Consider the following 15,304-nt stretch of genomic DNA (forward strand, 5'->3'; position numbering starts at 1 on the left):
AGAAGAAATCCCCAGGTAAGCGTGGCTCTCCATCTGTAAATGGGGAGTGATTTGCCAACCACCTTACGCATCGAGTTGGCAGGCAAGAGGCCAAAGAGGTTTTTCATTTTCGAATTGTGCTTCGGTTCGATAATACGATTCTGATACATCTCCATTATCGTGTACGAACACCCCGTGCAGTCCATATTCATTGGTGTCTTTGAAATGAACGCCCAAGCGGCGTTCCGCAAAATGATGGGTATAAACAACCTTGAAGCTGTTGTTTTCATATTCAACTGGTGTTTCTTTAGCTTTCGCAAAAACAGAATGTTCTTTAATCGCGTCTTTGATTCTTTTTTGCAAAACCCCATCTTTGTAATTGGCTATATATTCTTCAAAGCGAGACATATCTCTATGACCCGCAACTGCTGATTCTGTCCAATAGACGTTAAAGGTTTTCTGTAGCGCATTGAAGATCACGATATCTTTGTAGTGTGATGCCACTTCATCAAACGTAAGATCACTCAGGCCGTCATCGTACAGGACATGTTCACGTGTCCCGATAAGATCAAAATCCCTATAGAGAGGATGGCGCCGAGCAATTTCATCATACTTAGCTTCTTGGTCTCCACGGCTTGAGGCTAATATCCCCTCAACTTCAAGCTGCGCGCTATTGTAGGTTGCTGCATACCTATCCGGGGACTGACGAAGCATCCAGTTGGCTAATTCCCGCCGCAAGAGGGATAGGATCATATGCCTATCTGTGGCGTTGTCCTTCTCATAGCGGAAAGCCATGGCTTGCTGGGCAGCAGCAAGCCGCTTGGTGGCAAAATAAACACCTACGATAAAGCCTCCCCCACCAAGCAAGGCCGCCCCGCCTAAAAGCAAAAGCCAGTCTACCGTGCTGCTGCCAAGCCCTTGCACCAAGGCCATGCTCCACCTTCATGTTTTACGCAACGAAATGCATAGCACGACATAAGAGGAATCGAAGCGCCAAGAGGCCCAATTTCGGGCTGAGTGTTGCTGTTGTGTAGCTTCTTAGGTTCTGGAGATATGGCTTTTATCGTAAAGCCTTGATTTTTCTGGCGGACCCGGCGCGATTCGAACGCGCGACCTTTGCCTTCGGAGGGCAACGCTCTATCCAGCTGAGCTACGGGTCCGGCTTGGAAGCCCTTCTAGCGGCATCAGCCTGCCGGGGCAACTGTCGGGGCGGCCAGGGCTGCGGCGATGGCGAGGCGGTGCGTCTGGCCGCCGGAGCGTGGGGCCGGCATGCTGAAAACTTGGCGCGTTCAGGCCATGGGTTTGGGCGCGGCGGGGGGCATGTAGGGCGCGGCGAAGAGGGAGCCGTGATAGGCGCCGCGGGCGGTGCGCAGGGCGACGATGCTCCAGAGTGCGGTGAACATGCCGGTCAGCACATGCCCGGCCAGAACAAAGGCTGCCAGCCCCGTCTGCGCCCCCAGCGCGTTGGTCGCCAGAATGAACACGCCGAGCGGGAAGGTGAAGCCCCACCAGCCCATATTGAAGGGCAGACGATGCGGGCGCTGAACCAGCACCATCGCCACCGCCAGCGCCAGCCACCAGGCGCCATAGGCCCAGATCACCAGCCCGCCGATCACCCCCAGCCCCTGCGCCACCGGGCCGATAAAGGCCAGATGCCCGCCCGCGAATGCCCCCGGCGCCGCCTGGCCCAGCAACAGCAAGCCCAGCGCCCCCGTCCCCAGCGGCCCCAAAGCCAGCCAGGAAGAGACCGCCAGCTCCGGTGCCGGCAGCGAATGCAGCACCAGCCGCAGGAACAGGATGGTGAGAATGCCCAGCGCCAAAGGCACCGAAAGCGCCCACAACCCATATCCCGCCAGCACCAGATTGGCCGCCACGTCCTGCGGCAGATGCGGCGCCAGCAGCGCCCCGCTGGCCGCCGCCACCTCGCACGCCACGATCGGCAGCAGCCAGACGCCGGTCATCGATTCCAGCATATGTTTCTGCGTCACCACCATGGCGAGCGGCACGCCGAGCCCGGTGAGCACCGAGAGCACGGCATCCACCTCCCACAGCCGCAACGCCAGCTGCGGGTCATGCCCGAAAGCCAGCGTGCCGTTGGTGATGGTCGCCAACCCCATCGGGATCGCGCCCAGAAACATCGGCATCACCGGATGGCTGAAAATCTTCACCGCCTGGCGCGGATACAGCGCCCAATGCGCCAGATAGGCCAGGGAAAACACCGAAAACAGCACGATATTCGCCCGCCAGAGTTCGGCCGCCAGCCCCGGCAGCCAGGCCGGGCCGGGCAGCTGGTTCAGCAGCAGCGCGAACACGCCGGTGCCCATGGTGACGGTGAACCAGTTGGGCGTGAAATGGCGCACCAGCTCCAGCGGATGCGCGTGATGGGTGAAGGGTCGAGCGAACATTTATGACCTGCCTTTCGCCCGCTGATCTAGGCCGCGCGGAACAATCTTAAAAACTGATAGTTTTTGTTCGATTGACAAATTTGGTTTATGTATTTCGCATGACCCTCGAACAGCTCCGCATTTTCGCCGCCGTGGCCGAGCGCCAGCATATCACCCGCGCCGCCGCCGCCCTGAACCTCACCCAGGCGGCGGTCTCCGCCTCCATCGCCGCGCTGGAGACGCAGCATGATGTGAAATTGTTCGACCGGGTGGGGCGCAATATCGCGCTTACTGAAACCGGGCGGCTGTTTCTGGAGGAAGCCCGGGGTGTGCTGGCGCGGGCGGCGGCGGCGGAGACGGCGCTGCGCGACTATGCCGGACTGCGCCACGGCCAGCTTGCCGTGCATGCCAGCCAGACCATCGCCAGCTATTATCTGCCGCGGCTGATCACCGCCTTCAAAGCCCAGCATCCGGGCTTCACCATCAATCTCGCCATCGGCAACACCGCCCAGGTGGCGCGCGCGGTGACGCTGGGCACGGCGGAGCTGGGCTTCGTGGAGGGCCCGCTGGACGATCCGGGGCTGCTGGTGGAGCCGGTGGCGGCGGAGCGCATGGCCATCGTCACCCCGCCCGGCCATGACTGGGCCCGGGGCGGCGAACTCACCAACGCGGATCTGCGCCGCGCCGCCTGGGTGTTCCGGGAAGAGGGCTCGGGCACGCGGGAGGCGTTTCTGGCGCATCTGGCCGAACGCGGCATCGCGCTGGAGGCGCTGAACATCACCCTCACGCTGCCTTCCAACGAGGCGGTGCGCGAGGCGGTGGCGGAGGGGGCGGGGGTGGCCTGCCTCTCGCCTTTGGTCTGTGCCCGGGCGCTCAGCGCCGGGGCGCTGCGGCGGGCCAATCTGCTGTTGCCGCCCCGGCCCTTCCAGGCGGTGCGGCACCGGCAGCGTTACGTGCCGAAAGCCGCCGGCGCCTTTCTGGCGCTGGCGGCGAAAATGCCGCCTTTTATCCCCTGAGGACGGGCAAGCCCGCCTGCATCCAGGCGGAGAGGCCGCCTTCCAGATGCCCCGCCACCGGCATGCCGGCCTGCGCGCACAGATTCGCCGCCATGCGCGAGCGCTTGCCGACCCCGCACAACAGCACGACCTCGCCGGAGGGCAGCGCCGAGGGGTCGAAGCTCGAAAGCGGCAGGTTCATCGCCCCTTCGATTCGCGCCGCCTCGCATTCCTGCGGCTCACGCACATCGACGAGGATGATGCTGTTGGCCGCCAGCGCGTCTTTCAGCGCGAAGGGGTCATACAGGATGAAGGGGCGGGAGGCGGAGCCGGTGCTGGTCATAGGGGACGTGTCCTGTCACGGGATCGAGATTGCGGCGGGTTTAGGCGCGCTGGCGGGGGCCGCAAGCGCGGGCCGGTTACAACGCCTTAAGCCGCGGTCAGGGCGCCCAGCCGGGCGGCGCCATCTCGAACCCCGCGAACGCGAAGGCCGGGGCGACGACGCAGGAGACCAGGCTCCAGGCGCCCAGAGATTTTGCCGCCTGCCAGGCCTCCTTCGGCACCACCGCCTGCAACGCCTCGCCGGCGGCAAGGTCGGGGCCAAGCCGCAGCGTTTCCGTGCCGATGCCAAGTTCCAGCGCCGCGCCGCCCTGCCAGAGCCAGATCTCGGCGGCATCGACCCGGTGCCAGTGCGAGCGCTCGCCCGCTTCCAGCAAAAACAGGATGGAGCTCGCCGCCCCGCGCCCGCCATCGGCCGGGCTGTCGCGCCAGAGTTCGCGGTAATGCCCGCCTTCGGGGTGCGGGCGCAGGGCCAGGGCTGCTTTCACCGCGGCGACGGCAAGGGTGGGGTCACGCAGATCGATGCTCATCGCTCTGACCTACATTGCGCCGGCCCGCGTTGCCAGCGCGCGAGGGGGCTGGCTAAGCTGAGAAAAATGCCCCCTGCCCCGCCCGCGCCGCGTCCGCGCCTGACCCATGCCCAGCTGTTCAGCGGATTTTTCATGGCCGGGATCATGGGGTTCGGCGGCGTGCTGCCGATCATCCGGCGGATGATCGTCGATGAGCGCGGCTGGCTGAGCCAGCAGGAATTCAGCGAGCTGTTCTCGCTCTGCCAATCCCTCCCCGGCGCCAATGTGGTCAATCTCAGCTTCGCCTTCGGGGCGCGGGAGGCCGGGATGAGCGGCGCGGCGGCGGCGATGTGCGGGTTGCTGAGCGCGCCGGTTGCCATCGTGCTCGGGCTGGGCGGGCTTTATACGCGCTATGGCGGGCTGGCGCCGGTGCGCCACGCGCTGCTCGGGCTGGCGGCGACGGCGGCGGGGCTGGTGCTGGGAACGTCGCTGCGCATCGCGGTGCCGATCGTGAAAAGCCGGCGCAATGCGGCGCTGGCGCTGGCGGTGTTCGGGCTGGCGGTGGGGCTGCATCTCTCGCTGCCTTATATCGTGCTGATCGTGCTGCCGCTTTCGGTCTATCTCTCCTGGCGGGCGGTGACATGAACCTGCTCGGGCAGATCGCGCTGCTCTTCGGCAAGCTCTCGCTGCTGGCGGTGGGCGGGGCGAATTCCACCGTGCCGGAGCTGGCGCAGGTCGTCGTGAACCAGAAACATTGGCTCACCGCCTCGCAATTCGCGCAGCTTTACGCGATCGCCAACACCGCGCCGGGGCCGAATGTGATCCTGGTCACCGTCATCGGCGCGCATGTGGCCGGGGTGGTGGGCGGGCTGCTGGCGACGGCCTGCATGGTGCTGCCGGCGGGGATTGTCGCGGCGATGATCGCGGCCTTGTTCAACAAGCATCGCGCGGCGCGCTGGCGGCGGGTGGCGCAGGCCGCGCTGCTGCCGCTCACCGCCGGGCTGGTCCTCGCCACCTCCTACGTGCTGGTGCGCCAGTCCGACACGGGCTGGCTCACCGCCTTGCTCACCGCCGCCACCACGCTGCTGGCCTGGCGGACCAGGCTGCATCCGCTCTGGATGTTCGGGGCGGGGGCGCTGCTCGGGCTGATCTTCCTAAATTAGAGGCTGTTTCAAAAGTCGCTATGGTGAGTCGTCAAGTGGTGATTTGCGAGCACCGGAGCGCAGCGTACTTGAGGTACGTGAGCACCGGCGCGCAGCAAATCGCCGCTTGGCGGCCGCCAGAGTGGCTTTTCAAACAGTCTCTTAGATTTTTGGTCCGACCAATCGCCGCTTGCCTGGGCCGCCGCGCGGCGGCAAAGCTGGCGCCAGGTTGAAAACAGGAAACCGGTCCGGCCAATGGCAAATAGCGCGCTCTCCACCCGGCTTGAGGGGCTGATCCGCGAGGCCGGCCTGCGCCCTGGCGACAGGCTGCCGGCGGAGCGGGTGCTGGCGGCGCGGCTTGGCGTCTCGCGCGCCAGCCTGCGCGAGGCGCTGCAGGGGCTGGCGCAGGCCGGGCGGGTGCAGGCGCGGCCGGGCAGCGGGCATTATCTCTGCGCCCCGAAGCTGGACGAGATCGTCGCCCCGCTGGCCGGGCTGATGCGCCAGAACCCATCCTATTGGCGCGATGTGATGGAAATCCGCCGGGTGCTGGAGGCGCAGGCGGCCGAGCTGGCGGCGATGCGCGCCACCGAGGCGGACAAGGCCCGGCTGGCCGCGCAGATCGAGCGGCTGGAACAGATCCATGAGGCGGGCAGCGCGCATGAGGATGCGCAGGGCGATGCGGCCTTGCATCTGCTGATCGCCGAGGCCTCGCACAACCTCGTGCTGCTGCACATGATGCGCGGGCTGTTCGAGCTGCTGGCCGCCAGCATCTCCCACAGCCTGGAAAAACTCTATACCCGCCCGCAGACCTTCCGCATGCTGGCGCGCCAGCATCGCGCGCTGGCCAGCGCCATCACCGCCGGCCAGCCGGAGCAGGCGCGCCGGGCGGCATTGCTGCATCTCGATTTCGTCGCCGCGACGCTGCGGCGGATCGAGGATGACGAGGCCAGAAGGCTGCGCCTCTCCCCTTCCCTGCAACCAGCGAGCGATAGTGCATGATCATCTCCTCGACCACCGATTTCCGCGAAGCCGCCCGCCGGCGCCTGCCCCCCTTCCTGTTTCATTACGCCGATGGCGGCGCCTATGCGGAGCAGACGCTGCGGCGCAATGTCTCGGATCTGGCCGAGCTGGCGCTGCGCCAGCGTGTGTTGAAGAATGTCGCGGATGTCTCGCTCGCCACCACTGTGCTCGGGCAGGAGATGGCGATGCCGGTGGCCATCGCCCCGGTCGGGCTGGCGGGCATGTATGCCAGGCGCGGCGAGGTGCAGGCGGCGCGGGCCGCGGAGAAAGCCGGGATTCCCTTCACCCTGTCCACGGTCTCGGTCTGCCCGATCGAGGAGGTGCAGAACGCGCTCGCCAAGCCGATCTGGTTTCAGCTTTATGTGCTGAAGGATCGCGGCTTCATGCGCAATGCGCTGGAGCGGGCCTGGGCGGCGGGGATCACCACGCTGATCTTCACCGTGGATATGCCGGTGCCAGGGGCGCGCTACCGGGATCTGCATGCCGGCATGTCCGGCCCCAGCGGCCCCTGGCGGCGGGTGCTGCAGGCGATGACGCATCCCGGCTGGGCCTTCGATGTCGGGCTGAACGGGCGCCCGCATGATCTGGGCAATATCTCCGCCTATCGCGGCAAGCCGACCAAGCTGGAGGATTATATCGCCTGGCTGGGCAATAATTTCGACCCGGCGATCGCCTGGGACGATCTGCAATGGCTGCGGGAGTTCTGGAAGGGCAAGATCGTCATCAAGGGCATTCTCGACCCCGAGGATGCGCGCGAGGCGGTGAAATTCGGCGCGGATGGCATCATCGTCTCCAACCATGGCGGCCGCCAGCTCGATGGCGTGCTCTCAAGCGCCCGGGCGCTGCCGCGCATCGTCGAGGCGGTTAAGGGCGAGCTGACCATCTTCGCCGATGGCGGGGTGCGCTCGGGGCTGGATGTGGTGCGGATGCTGGCGCTGGGCGCGGATGCGGTGCTGCTGGGCCGGGCCTATGTGTATGCGCTGGCCACCGGCGGCGAGGCCGGGGTGAGCAAGCTGCTGGAGCTGATCGCCAAGGAGATGCGCGTGGCGATGGCGCTGACCGGGGTGACGCGGATTGCGCAGATCAACGGGGAGATACTGGACCGGGGGTGAGCGCCCGGACAGGGCAGCTTTCCATCCGTAACTGTTGCACCGCAACAGAAGCCTGACTATGTTGGGGTCATTCGTCAGGACCCGGTGAAAATCCGGGTGGCTCTTCCGGCCGCCGATCCGCCGGACAACGCGGGCACCGGGCTTCGCCCCGCCCCTCGCTGAAATCATTTTACAGATCCCATGACCAAACAATCCTCCTTTTACCGGGACTGGCTTGCCCAGCCTCGCGTCGATTTTCTGTCCGGCCTCGTTGTCGGGCTGGCGCTGATCCCCGAAGCGATAGGGTTTTCCGTGGTGGCCGGGGTGCCGCCGGAAGTCGGGCTTTATGCCTCTGTGGTCATCGCCACCATCATCGCCTTCACCGGCGGGCGGGTGGCGATGGTCTCCGCCGCCACCGCCTCCACCGCCGTGCTGATGGGGCCGATCGTGCATCGCCACGGGCTTGGCTATCTGCTCGCCGCCACCATTCTGATGGGGGTGTTTCAGATCCTCGCCGGCATCTTCAAGCTGGGGCGGCTGATGCGCTTCGTCTCGCAATCGGTGATGACCGGCTTCGTCAACGCGCTGGCGATTTTGATTTTCATGGCGCAGCTGCCGCAGCTGATCGGCGTGCCCTACGCGGTGTACGGGCTGATCGCGCTCGGGCTCTTGGTGATTTACGGCTTTCCTTACATCACCAAGGCCTTTCCCGCGCCTTTGGTGGCGATCATCGTCGTCACCTGTGTCAGCTATGTGCTGCATCTGCCGGTGAAGCATGTGGCGGAGCTGGGGGCGCTGCCCACCGGCCTGCCGCATTTCGGCATTCCGGACGTGCCGCTCACTCTCGGCACCTTCCAGCTGCTGGCGCCGCTGGCCCTGGCGCTGGCCGCGGTCGGGCTGCTGGAGACGATGCTGACCGCGCAGATCCTCGACGACATGACCGACACGCCCAGCAATAAAAGCCGGGAATGTATCGGCCAGGGCATCGCCAATATCGGCTCGGCTTTGTTCGGCGGGATGGGCGGCTGCGCGATGATCGGGCAGTCGGTCATCAATGTCACCTCCGGCGGGCGGGGGCGGCTCTCCACGCTGGTGGCGGGGATTTTCCTGCTGATCCTGCTGGTGCTGCTGCACGGGCTGCTGGCGATCGTGCCGGTGGCGGCGTTGACGGCGGTGATGATCATGGTGTCGATCAACACCTTCTCCTGGCGCTCGATCCCGCAGCTGCGCACCAATCCCTGGCCCTCCTCGATCGTGATGGTGGCGACGGTGCTGAGCGTGGTGTTCACCGGCGATCTCTCCAAGGGCGTTGCCGTCGGCGTGCTGCTCTCGGGCATTTTCTTCGCCGGCAAGGTCTCGCGGCTGGTGCGGGTGACCTCGCGCCTGTCCGAGGATGGCACGACCCGGCGCTATCTGGTCGAGGGGCAGGTGTTCTTCGCCTCCGCCGGGCTGCTGGGCGAGGCGGTGGATGTGCAGGAGACAGCGGTGAAGCGGCTGGAGATCGACGTCTCCCGGGCGCATTTCTGGGACATCTCGGCCGTCGGCGCGCTGGACCGGATCGTGATGAAGGCCAGGCGGCACGGGCTGGAGGTGGAGATCACCGGGCTCAACCAGGCGAGCGAGACGATGGTGGAGCGCTTCGCCGCGCACCGCAATGGCGAGGCGCTGCCCTCGGCGCATTGACCGAAAAACCCCGGGCTGGCCCCGGGGTTTTTTATGGGCCGCAGACCAGCGCCGCGCAGCCCAAGCCAGCGCTGACGGCGCGGCTGGCGTCATCGGCGCGGATGGCGACGCGCACGGCGCCGGGCGGTGCTACCTCACCGGGGCGCAGCAGGAGCAGCCGCATCGCATCCGGGGCGGCGGCGATGAAGGGGCCGGGCACGCCCACGCCGTCATTGCCAAAGGGCAGCGCGACAATCGCCCCCGGCCAGGCGGCGGCGAGATGCGCGGCGCGGCCCTGGGGCTGCATGGTCATCGGCGAGACCATCAGCCCAAAACTGGCCAGCGCCCCCGCCCCCAGCCACAGCGCCAGCAGCGCGCGCGGCAAGGCGGGCGCGACGGCGAGCGCCACCCAGGGCAGGGCAAAGGCCAGATAGCGGATCTCGATCGGGCTGTTATCGAAGACCAGCCCCAGCCCCAGCAAGCCGAGCGGGGCGGCGGCGGCGAAGGCCAGGAACAGCCGGCCATCGGGGCGCCGCGCGGCCAGGACGCAGCCGGCCAAAGCGAGCGCCGCCAGCAGCAGCGTGACCGCCAGCCGCAGCCCGCCGGCATAAAGCGGCAAGCCGCCGAACAAGGCGGCACCGCCATCGCGCGCCAGCGCCGCCAGGGCGGGCGACCAGGCGAAGGCCGCGAACTGCCCGCCGCGCGATCCGTGCTGGGCGAGGAAAAACCAGACACAGCCGGCGAGGAAGGGCAGCATCGCGGCAGCCAGCAAGGCGGCGCGGCGCGGCGCGCGGGCGGCCAGCCAGAGCAGCGCCGGGCCAGCCGTGAACACCGCCAGATAATCGCTGAAGGCGGCGGCGCCGAAACAAAGACCGGCCAGGATCGCCCCGCGCGCCCCGCCTTGCAGCAGCGCATAGACGGCCCAGATATCCAGCGCCTGCGCCAGCGCGAACGGCCGCGCCAGGATGCCGGTATAGAGAAACCCGTAGGAGAGCAGCGCCAGCATCAGCACCGGCGCCACCGCCGCGGCGCGCCGCCGGGCGAGGCGCGCCAGCCCCGCCAGCCCCGCCAGGGTGAAGCCGACGGAGAGCAACCGGGCGGTGAACCACCCCGCCCCGGCGACGCGGCGCCAGAGTTCCAGCAGCCAGAAATAAAGCGGCGGATGCACATCGCCCTGGCGCAGATCATGCGCGATCTGCGCCAAATTGCCGTGCGGGGCGTAGAGCCAGCGCACGCTGCCGGCGGTGAACACGCCTTGCGGCCAGGGCGGCCGGGCATGGCCGGCGGTCAGGAAGATCGAATAGGCCTCGTCATATTCCGGGCCGCGCAGCCAGGCCGCCAGGACGAGCAGGAGGCCCGCCAGCGGAAGAAGGATCAGCTCAGCGCGGCGGCAGCGTCGCACCGTTCAACCCGTGGCGCGGCTGGGTGCAAGGCGCGCCGGTCATGCCCGCCATCAGCTTCCGAACTCCTGCTCGATCTGCGGATCATATTGCCGCGCCAGCGCGAGATCCGCCTTGCTGGCCTCCTGATCGCCCTCTTCCTGCTCGGCCAGGCCGCGGCCATAGAGGGAGCTGGCCAGATGCGGGTCGAGTTTCAGCGCCTGGTCGTAGGCGGCGATGGCCCTCTTGGCGTCCTTCAGCTTCAGATAGACATAGCCGGTGGAATCCTGCGTCGCCGCGTCACTGGCATTCAGGCTCAGCGCCTGCTGGCAATCGCTCAGCGCCTCGCTGAGCTTGCCATCCAGCGCCAGGAACCAGCAGCGATTATTCAGATCCGGCGCGGAGTTCGGGCGCAGTTTCAGAAGCTGCCCCTCATCGGCGGCGGCCTCGGCATATTTATGCGCGTTGCCATAGGCGATGGCGCGGTCCTCATAAGCGGGCTGATAGCGGGGATCGAGGCTGATCGCCTTGCTGTCATCGGCGATCTCGGCACTGGTCTGGCCGCCCGCCTGCTCCAGCAGCGCCCGGGCGGCGTAGGCTTGCGGGGCCTTGGCGTCGAGGGCGATGGCGCGGGTGACGTCCTGCAAGGCCAGATCGGGCTTGTGCATCTGGCTATAGGTGCCGGCGCGCAGCAGCAGCACATGGTAGAGCAGCTTCGGGTCGCCGTCGGCCTTCTCCACCGCCTGGGAGAGATCCTTGATCTCGGCGTCCGGCTGCTTGAGCTGCTCCTCCACCCCGGCGCGCTGGAGGTAGAGCAGCGCATCACCCGGCGCGAAGGCGATGGCGCTGCCAAGATCCGCCAGCGCCGGTTGCGGCTGATGCGCGGCCAGCTCGATCAGCGCGCGTTTTTCATAGAATCTGGGATTAGAGGGGGAGAGGCTGATCGCATGGCTCTCATCCGCCAAGGCCGCCGTCAGCTCGTTCTTCTGCAAGGCGGCGCTGGCCCGCGCATCGAAGCCGACGGCGTTGCCAGGGTCCAGCGTCACCGCCTGGTTGGCGTCCGCCAGGGCGGCGTCCGGCCGTTCGAGCGCGGCTTCAGCCAGGGATTTGTCGGTGAAGGCGGCGGCGTCGCGCGGGTTGAGTTGCGCGGCCTTTTGCGCATCCGCCAGGGCGGCGGGGAAATCGCGCATCTGCAGCTCGGTGAAGGCGCGGTCCACATAGGGGCCGGACGCGGACGGGGTCAGGGCGATGGCGCGGCTGGCATCGGCCAGGGCGGCGGGGAACTGGCCCAGCCGCGCCTCCACCTCGGAGCGCGCCGCCAGCCCCAGCGCATCGTCGGGGCGGGCCTGCAGCAGCGCGTTATCCTCGCGCAGCGCCTCCTCGCTATGGCCGGCGGCGGCGGCGGCGATGCCGCGGATCAGATGCACGCGCGGATCGGCACTACCCAGGGACGCGGCCTGGTTGGCATCCGCCAGGGCGCTTGCCATGTCGCCGGTCGCCAGCTCGGCCATGGCGCGGTCGATCAGCGCGGCATCGTCATCGGGGGCGAGGGCGAGGGCGGCGTTCTGGTCGGCCAGGGCAGCGCGCCAATCATTGCCGGAGAGTTCGATCTCGCCGCGCAGCACCAGCGGCCCCGGGCTGTTGGGGATCAAGGCCCGCGCCTGGTTCACCGCCGCCAGCGCCGCGGGCAGCTGGTGCAAAGCCAGATAGGCGCGCGCCAGCGTGACATGGATGCCGCCATTCTCGGGGTTGAGGGCGATGCCGGCCAAGGCGTCCGCCAGCGCCGGCTGCGGCTGGCGCAGCGCCATCTCGGCCAGAGCGCGGTTATTATAGGCCTCGAAATCATAGGCCTCCATATCCTGCCCGGCATCGAGGACGGCGCCGCAGCCTTGCAGGGCGGCGGCGGGGTCATGGCTCTCGCAGGCCGCCAGGGCGGGCGGCGCATCGGCGAATGCCGGCGCGGCGGCAAGGAAGGCGAGGCTGGACAGGAGGCAGAGACGCCGCATCATTCATCCTTCAAGGCGCGGCCCATCAGCGCCGCCATGGTCTGCGTCACATTCATTTCACCGGACAGCAGATTTGTCACGGCCTGGGTGATCGGCATCTCAACCTTGGCGCGCGCGGCGCGGGCGAGCAAGGCCGGGGCGGTGAGCACGCCTTCCGTCACCGCCGCGCGCGCGCCCAAAATCTCCGCCAGGGCGCGCCCCTGCCCGAGCCCGAAGCCCAGCGAATAATTGCGGCTGCTGGCGCCGGTGCAGGTGAGCAGCAGATCGCCCAGCCCGGAGAGGCCGGCGATGGTCTCGGGCTTGCCGCCCAGCGCCTCGGCCAGCCGGGCGATTTCGGCCAGCCCCCTGGTGATCAGGGCGGCGCGGGCATTCTCGCCCAGCCCCGCCCCCATCACCACCCCGGCGGCGATGGCGATGACATTTTTCGCCGCCCCGCCCAGGGCCGCGCCGATCATGTCGGCCGCGCCATAGAGGCGAAAGCTCGGCGTGTGCAGGGACGCGATGAGATCGGCCCGCAAGCTCGCATCCGGAGTCGCCAAAACGGCGGCGGCGGGCAGTCGGGCGGCGATTTCATGGGCGAAATTCGGGCCGGTGAGGATGGCGCAGGGGCGCGGCGCGACGATCTCCGGCGGCAGCGCCAGGCTGCCCGTCTCCAGCCCCTTGCAGCACAGCACCAGAGGCGGGCCCGGCGGCAGGCTGGGCAGGATGGCGCGCAGATTCTGCATCGGCACCGCCAGCAGCAATATATCGGCGGTCGGCATCCGGGCGGTGACGCGCAGGCTCTCCGGAAAACGCGCCCCCGGCAGGCGGGGATTTTCCCGCGCCTCCCGCATCGCCTCCGCCTTGCGCGCATCGCGCGCCCATAGCGTGACATCCTTGCCGGTCTGGGCGAGCAGGATGGCCAGCGCCGTGCCCCAGGCCCCGGCGCCGATCACCGCGATGGATTTATTCATGGATGATACGCTCCAGCGCCAGGCTCGCCCCGGCCTCGCCGAACGCGTCGCGGCAGGCTTCGAGAATCGGCAGCGCCTCGGCCTCGAAGCCGAAAGGCGGGTTGATGATGGCCAGCCCGGCGCCGTTGAGGCGGGTGGGATCGGTATCGGGCCGGCGCAGCAGCTCGGCGGCGACGAGGTCCCTCACCCCCGCCAATCGCAGCGCTTCGAAAAACCCCCGCACCGGGGCGCGATGCTTGATCGGGTACCAGACGACATAGACGCCGCTGGGGAATTTCCGCCAGGCGGCGGCGAGGGTTTTGGCGAGATGGGAAAATTCGTCCGGCCGTTCGAAAGGCGGGTCGATCAGCACCAAAGCGCGCTTTTCCGGAGGCGGCAGGAAGGCGCCCAGCGCCTCATAGCCATCGCGCTCATGCGCGGCGGCGTTGGCGTAAGGGCGCAAGCTGCGGCGCAGGATCTGGGCGTCTTCCGGGTGCAGCTCGCAGGCGATCAGCCGGTCCGTGGATCGCAGCGCTGCGACGGCGAACAGAGGCGAGCCGGGATAGAGGCCGAGACGGCGGATGGTTGCGACATAATCCGCCAAGGCCGGCGGCGGGGCATCCAGCAGCCGGCCGATGCCGTCCCGCCATTCCCCGGTTTTCTCCGCCTGTTCGCTGGTGACATCATAGGCGCCGAGGCCGGCATGGGTGTCGAGCACCAGAAACGGCTTGGGCTTGCGTTGCAGCGCCGCCAGCAGGCGCAGCAACAGAGCGTGCTTCATCACGTCGGCGAAATTGCCGGCGTGGTAGATATGGCGGTAATTCATAGCGTATCCAGCGGCCAGCGGGGCTTGCAGGGTGTGTCGAGGGATGAGGTCTCGCCCTGGCGCAGGCGCTCGATGGCGGCCCAGGCGACCATCACCGCATTATCCGTGCACAGGCGCAAAGGCGGGGCGTTGAGCGGTTTGCCGGCCTGCGCCGCGACCTCGGCGAGGCGCGCGCGGATCGCCTGGTTGGCGGCCACCCCGCCGGCGAGGATGACGGCGCTGGCCTGCGGCAGCATGGCCAAAGCGTGGCGCAGCCGGTCGCCCAGAATATCGGTGATGCAGGCCTGGAAGCTGGCGGCGATGTCGGCGGCACGGGCGCGGGGCAGCGCGCCGGGCGGCTCCACAGCGAGCAACTGGGCGATGGCGGTTTTCAGGCCGGAGAAGGAGAAATCACAGCCTTCGCGGCCGAGCAGCGGGCGGGGCAGCTTCACCGCGCTGGCATCGCCCTCGCGGGCCAGCGCCTCCAGCGCCGGGCCGCCGGGATAAGGCAGGCCGAGCAGCTTGGCGGTTTTGTCGAAGGCTTCGCCCACCGCGTCATCCAGCGTGGCGCCGAGCAGGCGGTAGCGTCCCACGCCGTCCACCGCGACGCATTGGCTATGGCCGCCGGAGAGCAGCAGCAGCAGATACGGAAACGCCACCGGCGCGCTGGCCTGGCCGGGCAGCCGGGCGGTGAGGGCGTGTGCCTCCAGATGATTGATGGCCAGATACGGCACCCCGGCCGCCAGCGCCGCGCCCTTGGCATAGCCGCTGCCCACCAGCAGCCCGCCGATCAGCCCCGGCCCGGCGGTGGCGGCGATGCAGGCGAGGTCCGCGAAGCCCAGCCCGGTTTCGCGCAGAGCCTGGCGCACCATCGCGTCCAGAGCCGCCAGATGCGCCCGCGCGGCGATCTCCGGCACCACCCCGCCAAAGGCCGCGTGATCCTCGATCTGGCTCAGCACCAGCTCGGCGAGAATCCGGCCGTCAGGGGCCAGAATCGCCGCGGCGGTCTCGTCGCAGGAGCTTTCAATGCCCAAAATCGGCGCATCGTCTTTTCTTTCCAT

15 protein-coding genes, 1 tRNA gene and 1 other annotated feature are annotated in these 15,304 nt (G+C 67.7%); of the genes, 6 read left to right on the forward strand and 10 right to left on the reverse strand.

What is annotated here, in order from left to right; translation table 11 throughout:
* Positions 1-63 precede the first annotated feature (63 nt).
* From ACZ46S_RS05980 to ACZ46S_RS05990, 3 genes are all read right to left on the reverse strand, one after another.
* Complete coding sequence (locus tag ACZ46S_RS05980; protein ID WP_464063733.1) at positions 64-912, reverse strand: hypothetical protein; 849 nt, start codon at positions 910-912, stop codon at positions 64-66.
* A gap of 150 nt (positions 913-1,062) precedes the next feature.
* Positions 1,063-1,139 (reverse strand) — tRNA-Arg (locus ACZ46S_RS05985).
* Positions 1,140-1,268: 129 nt separating this feature from the next.
* Positions 1,269-2,384: a TDT family transporter gene (locus ACZ46S_RS05990; protein WP_464063734.1), complete on the reverse strand. Its 1,116-nt coding sequence runs from the start codon at positions 2,382-2,384 to the stop codon at positions 1,269-1,271.
* 98 nt (positions 2,385-2,482) lie between these two features.
* On the opposite strand from ACZ46S_RS05990, the gene ACZ46S_RS05995 reads away from it, so the two are divergent.
* Positions 2,483-3,379 (forward strand): LysR family transcriptional regulator, encoded by an 897-nt coding sequence (locus ACZ46S_RS05995; protein WP_464063735.1) that lies wholly within the window; start codon positions 2,483-2,485, stop codon positions 3,377-3,379.
* Here the strand turns inward: ACZ46S_RS05995 and ACZ46S_RS06000 are convergent.
* Both ACZ46S_RS06000 and ACZ46S_RS06005 read right to left on the reverse strand, forming a co-directional pair.
* The gene (locus tag ACZ46S_RS06000) at positions 3,369-3,701 is read right to left on the reverse strand and encodes a rhodanese-like domain-containing protein (RefSeq protein WP_464063736.1); all 333 of its coding nucleotides are present in this window, start codon (positions 3,699-3,701) and stop codon (positions 3,369-3,371) included. The two genes, ACZ46S_RS05995 and ACZ46S_RS06000, sit on opposite strands and share 11 nt — an antisense overlap.
* Positions 3,702-3,798: 97 nt before the next feature.
* Complete coding sequence (locus ACZ46S_RS06005) at positions 3,799-4,227, reverse strand: cupin domain-containing protein (RefSeq protein ID WP_464063737.1); 429 nt, start codon at positions 4,225-4,227, stop codon at positions 3,799-3,801.
* Positions 4,228-4,293: 66 nt separating this feature from the next.
* Here ACZ46S_RS06005 and ACZ46S_RS06010 point away from each other — a divergent pair, with 66 nt between their 5' ends.
* From ACZ46S_RS06010 to ACZ46S_RS06030, 5 genes are all read left to right on the forward strand, one after another.
* Positions 4,294-4,851, forward strand: coding sequence for a chromate transporter (locus ACZ46S_RS06010; protein ID WP_464063738.1), 558 nt, complete (start codon positions 4,294-4,296; stop codon positions 4,849-4,851).
* Positions 4,848-5,369 (forward strand): chromate transporter, encoded by a 522-nt coding sequence (locus tag ACZ46S_RS06015; RefSeq protein ID WP_464063739.1) that lies wholly within the window; start codon positions 4,848-4,850, stop codon positions 5,367-5,369. Before ACZ46S_RS06010 ends, ACZ46S_RS06015 begins: the two co-directional genes overlap by 4 nt.
* A gap of 234 nt (positions 5,370-5,603) precedes the next feature.
* The gene (locus ACZ46S_RS06020) at positions 5,604-6,347 is read left to right on the forward strand and encodes an FCD domain-containing protein (RefSeq protein WP_464063740.1); all 744 of its coding nucleotides are present in this window, start codon (positions 5,604-5,606) and stop codon (positions 6,345-6,347) included.
* Complete coding sequence (lldD, locus tag ACZ46S_RS06025; protein ID WP_295742813.1) at positions 6,344-7,480, forward strand: FMN-dependent L-lactate dehydrogenase LldD; 1,137 nt, start codon at positions 6,344-6,346, stop codon at positions 7,478-7,480. Before ACZ46S_RS06020 ends, lldD begins: the two co-directional genes overlap by 4 nt.
* 74 nt (positions 7,481-7,554) lie before the next feature.
* Positions 7,555-7,610, forward strand: a sequence feature (sul1 is cis-regulatory element that is thought to sense ions involved in sulfur or methionine metabolism; They are found in Alphaproteobacteria).
* 50 nt (positions 7,611-7,660) lie between these two features.
* Positions 7,661-9,142: a SulP family inorganic anion transporter gene (locus tag ACZ46S_RS06030; RefSeq protein WP_464063741.1), complete on the forward strand. Its 1,482-nt coding sequence runs from the start codon at positions 7,661-7,663 to the stop codon at positions 9,140-9,142.
* A 31-nt stretch (positions 9,143-9,173) separates the two neighbouring features.
* Here ACZ46S_RS06030 and ACZ46S_RS06035 read toward each other — a convergent pair whose 3' ends face one another.
* The 5 genes from ACZ46S_RS06035 to tsaD are packed head-to-tail and all read right to left on the reverse strand — an operon-like array spanning position 9,174 to position 15,304.
* Positions 9,174-10,523 carry a glycosyltransferase family 39 protein gene (locus ACZ46S_RS06035; RefSeq protein WP_464063742.1) on the reverse strand — a complete coding sequence of 450 codons (1,350 nt, stop codon included), beginning with the start codon at positions 10,521-10,523 and terminating at the stop codon, positions 9,174-9,176.
* Positions 10,524-10,574: 51 nt separating this feature from the next.
* Positions 10,575-12,509 carry a tetratricopeptide repeat protein gene (locus ACZ46S_RS06040; RefSeq protein WP_464063743.1) on the reverse strand — a complete coding sequence of 645 codons (1,935 nt, stop codon included), beginning with the start codon at positions 12,507-12,509 and terminating at the stop codon, positions 10,575-10,577.
* The gene (locus tag ACZ46S_RS06045) at positions 12,506-13,459 is read right to left on the reverse strand and encodes an NAD(P)H-dependent glycerol-3-phosphate dehydrogenase (protein WP_464063744.1); all 954 of its coding nucleotides are present in this window, start codon (positions 13,457-13,459) and stop codon (positions 12,506-12,508) included. The genes ACZ46S_RS06040 and ACZ46S_RS06045 overlap by 4 nt, the downstream gene beginning before the upstream one ends.
* Positions 13,452-14,264, reverse strand: coding sequence for a 23S rRNA (adenine(2030)-N(6))-methyltransferase RlmJ (locus ACZ46S_RS06050; RefSeq protein ID WP_464063745.1), 813 nt, complete (start codon positions 14,262-14,264; stop codon positions 13,452-13,454). Before ACZ46S_RS06050 ends, ACZ46S_RS06045 begins: the two co-directional genes overlap by 8 nt.
* Positions 14,261-15,304, reverse strand: coding sequence for a tRNA (adenosine(37)-N6)-threonylcarbamoyltransferase complex transferase subunit TsaD (tsaD, locus tag ACZ46S_RS06055; protein ID WP_464063747.1), 1,044 nt, complete (start codon positions 15,302-15,304; stop codon positions 14,261-14,263). The genes ACZ46S_RS06050 and tsaD overlap by 4 nt, the downstream gene beginning before the upstream one ends.

The organism is Acidocella aluminiidurans, from assembly GCF_055383125.1.